The organism is Actinoplanes sp. NPDC051633, assembly GCF_040681735.1.
GTDB lineage: Bacteria > Actinomycetota > Actinomycetes > Mycobacteriales > Micromonosporaceae > Actinoplanes.
This window is the reverse complement of record NZ_JBFAZH010000892.1, coordinates 1-3,302: the sequence shown is the minus strand read 5'-3', so window position 1 is coordinate 3,302 and position 3,302 is coordinate 1. Positions and strand designations below refer to the sequence as shown.

Below are 3,302 nucleotides of genomic sequence, written 5' to 3'. Positions count from 1 at the left end.
GCACGGCCGGGACGAAGGTGACGTCGCCCGAGGCGTACGCGCCGTCGTGCTGGAACGGACCGCCGGGCAGATCGTGCTCATCGCGGTCGGCGTGACCGTGCTGCTGACCGTACCCTCGCCGGTTCTGACCGTCCTCGAGCGGCACGGATCCGCGGCCGCGGCGATCGGCGCGGCCGTCGTGCTGGCCGGCGCGATCGTCGCGGTCACCACCCGGCGGCTGCGCAGCGGCACCTCGCGGGTCGCCAAGGCCGCCCGGACCGGGCTCACCGAGATCCGCACCGGCCTGCTGTCGCGCCGGAACCTGCCGGGTGTCGTGCTGGCGTCGACGGTGGTGCTGGCCGGCCATCTGGCGACGTTCGTGGTGGCCGCCCGGGCCGCCGGTTCGACCGCGTCGCTGCTCCGGCTGGCGCCGCTGATGCTGCTCGCACTGCTGGCGATGGCCCTGCCGCTGAACGTGGGCGGCTGGGGTCCGCGGGAGGGCGTCACGGCGTGGGCGTTCGCCGCGGCCGGGATGAGCGCCACCCAGGGCCTGACCATCGCGGTCGTCTACGGGGTGCTCGCGTTCGTGGCGGCGCTGCCCGGCGCCGTGGTGCTGATCGCGCGCGGCGCGGCGAAGATGCGGGCCGCGCAGGCGCAGCCGGTCGTGGTCGAGACCGCCCCGGAGCAGGTGATCATCCCGGTCCAGCGCCCGGTGCGCGTGCTGGCACACAGCGGTGTCTGATCCGAGCGATTCTCATCACCCTGTTGATCCGCGATCGATTTCGGATAATCGTGGAGATCGCCATCGCGTACGGGGCACGTCGCGGGACGGTGACGCAGGTCGAGGAGGACCCATGACGGACATAACCGAGGCTGTCATCCGCACCCAGGTGACCGTTCCCCTTCGCTTCGGCGACGGCTACACCGCCACCGCACGCGTCTTCACGTTCGACGGGCTGGTGGACGGCAAGGAGCATCTCGCCCTGGGGCTGGGTGACTGGCGGCGGGCGATCGCGCGGTCCTCGGTCGGCGGCCGTCCACCGCTGGTCCGGCCGCACAGCGAGTGCCTCACCGGCGATGTCTTCGGCAGCCAGCGCTGCGACTGCGGCCCGCAGCTGCGCGAGGCGGTCGAGCGCATCGCCGACACCGGCGGCCTGCTGCTCTACCTGCGGCAGGAGGGTCGTGGCATCGGCCTGTACGCGAAGCTGGACGCCTACGCGCTGCAGGACGAGGGGATGGACACCTACGAGGCCAACGTGGCGCTGGGGCACGGTGAGGACGAGCGGGACTACACCGCGGCGGCGCAGATGCTGATCGCGCTCGGGGCGGAACGGATCCGGCTGCTGAGCAACAATCCGGACAAAGCTGCCCAGCTGATTGCCAACGGAGTGAAGGTCGAGGAGCAGATCCCGACCGGCGTCCACGTCTCCGCCGCGAACGTGCGGTATCTCGCCACCAAGGCAAGTCACACCGCCCATACGATCGAGCTTCCCCTCGCGGAGTGAGCCGGACGCCCGGCGATGGGGCACCATGGCACGGTGACCGTCGCCTCCGCCATCGAGCAGTTGCCGTTCATCCTGGCCGTCTGCGAGGGGCCTGACCTGCGGGTGGTGGCCCACAGTGAGGTGACGCGGTCACTGCTGCCGGGGCGGGACCTGCTCGGCGCGCCGATGCGCGAGGTCATCAGCGATCTGCGCGGCCAGCAGATCGTCGACGCGTACTACGAGGTCTATCGCACCGAGCAACCGGTCAGCGGGCAGGAGTGGCGGTTCCACCTGGGCGCGCCGGACGGCTCGGTGCTGGAGATCTGGGTGAACTTCACGATCGTGCCGTGGCGGGACGCCGAGGGCGCCCTCCGCGGCGTGATCGGGACGGGTTTCGACGTCACCGAGAGTGTGAAGGCCCGGCTCGCCGCCGTGTCGCACGCCGAGGACATGCAGGAGCGCCTGCGGCAGTCGCGCGACGTGGTGAACACCCTTCAGCGCGAACTCCTGCCGGCCGGGCTGCCCGTGCTGCCCGGCGCCCAGATCGCGGCCAGCTACCTGCTCGCCGACGGGGACACCTCGGCCGGTGGCGACTGGTTCGACGCGATCACCCGGCCGGACGGCACCGTCGCGCTCGTGGTGGGTGACGTGGTCGGGCACGGCGTGACCGCGTCCGGCGTGATGGGTCAGCTGCGGGCGGTGCTGCGGGATCGGCTGGACGCCGGTGCGGACATCGCCGAGGCGCTGGGCGCGGCCGACCGGTTCACCCGCCGGCTGCCCGCGGCGCACGCCACGACGGTCTGCCTCGCGCTGCTGGACCAGGCGGACGGCTCGGTGTCGTACTGCACGGCCGGGCATCCGCCGCCGCTGGTGATCACCGCCGCCGGGGAGACGCGGTTCCTGCCCGGCACGGGCGGGACACCGCTGGGCACCGGCGGGTCGTTCCCCGTGCGGACCGCGGCGCTGGCCACCGGTGACCTTCTGCTTCTCTACACCGACGGCATCCTGGAGCGGCCCGGGCGGACCATCCCGGGCAGCACGGCCGAGCTGGCGCACGTGGCGGCGGACAGCGCGGCCGGGCGAGCGCTGCGGGCGCCCGCAGCGACTCCGGCCGAGCGGGTCTGCGAGCAGACCGTGGAGCTCCTGGTACGCACGACGGGCCACAGCGACGACGTGACGCTGCTCGCCGCCCAGCGTGTCGACCCGCCGGACCCCCTCGACCTGCGGCTGCCGGCCGAGCCGGAGTCGCTGCGGCCGACGCGGGCCGCGATCGGTGAGTGGCTGACCCGGATCGGCACCTCGGAGCGGGACATGTTCCTGCTGCAGCACGCGCTCGGTGAGCTGATGACCAACGCCATCGAGCACGCCTTCGACGGCGCCACCCGACCGGCCGATCCGATGTTCGAGCTGCACGCCGGGCTGAATGTCGAGGGCTGCCTCGAGGCGACGGTCACCGACCAGGGCAGGTGGCGGGAGCCGGCCCGGCAGTCGAACCGCGGCCGCGGCCTGGCGCTGACCGCCCAGCTGGTGGAGAGCATGCGGGTGGAGCCGGCGGCGAACGGGACGGTGGCCACCGTGCGGCACACGCTGACCCGGCCGGCCCGGATGCTGACCGGCGAGCTCTCCACGATCCACCCCGCGGCCGCACCGGCGCCGTTCGAGATCGCCGACGGCCGGACGGCGACGGCGTCGTGCGGGTGACCGGGCCGGTGGACGCGCTCAGTTCCGAGCGGCTGCGGCACGGCCTGCTGCAGCGCAGCCGGGGCGGCACGCTGCCGCTGACCGTCGACCTGAGCGAGGTGACCCACCTGGCCAGCGCCGGGGTGTCCGCGTTGCACC

The 3,302-nt window shown here is 73.3% G+C and carries 4 protein-coding genes; all 4 read left to right on the top strand.

The features are described from left to right. Positions 1 to 721: lysylphosphatidylglycerol synthase domain-containing protein (locus tag AB0M20_RS33995; protein ID WP_364304441.1), on the top strand; the 721-nt coding region annotated here is incomplete at its 5' end. Between the two features lie 112 nt (positions 722 to 833). After that, positions 834 to 1,484, top strand: a complete 651-nt coding sequence (gene ribA / locus AB0M20_RS33990) for a GTP cyclohydrolase II (protein WP_364304440.1) — start codon at positions 834 to 836, stop codon at positions 1,482 to 1,484. 33 nt (positions 1,485 to 1,517) lie between these two features. Then, positions 1,518 to 3,164, top strand: a complete 1,647-nt coding sequence (locus tag AB0M20_RS33985) for a SpoIIE family protein phosphatase (RefSeq protein ID WP_364304439.1) — start codon at positions 1,518 to 1,520, stop codon at positions 3,162 to 3,164. Continuing rightward, the coding region (locus tag AB0M20_RS33980) for an STAS domain-containing protein (RefSeq protein ID WP_364304442.1) at positions 3,155 to 3,302 on the top strand (148 nt) is incomplete at its 3' end. The genes AB0M20_RS33985 and AB0M20_RS33980, both read left to right, overlap by 10 nt.

What these genes read in the sequence shown, in the direction of transcription:
- ribA (WP_364304440.1), top strand. Translation starts at nt 834, where the DNA reads ATGACGGACATAACCGAGGCTGTCATCCGCACCCAGGTGACCGTTCCC.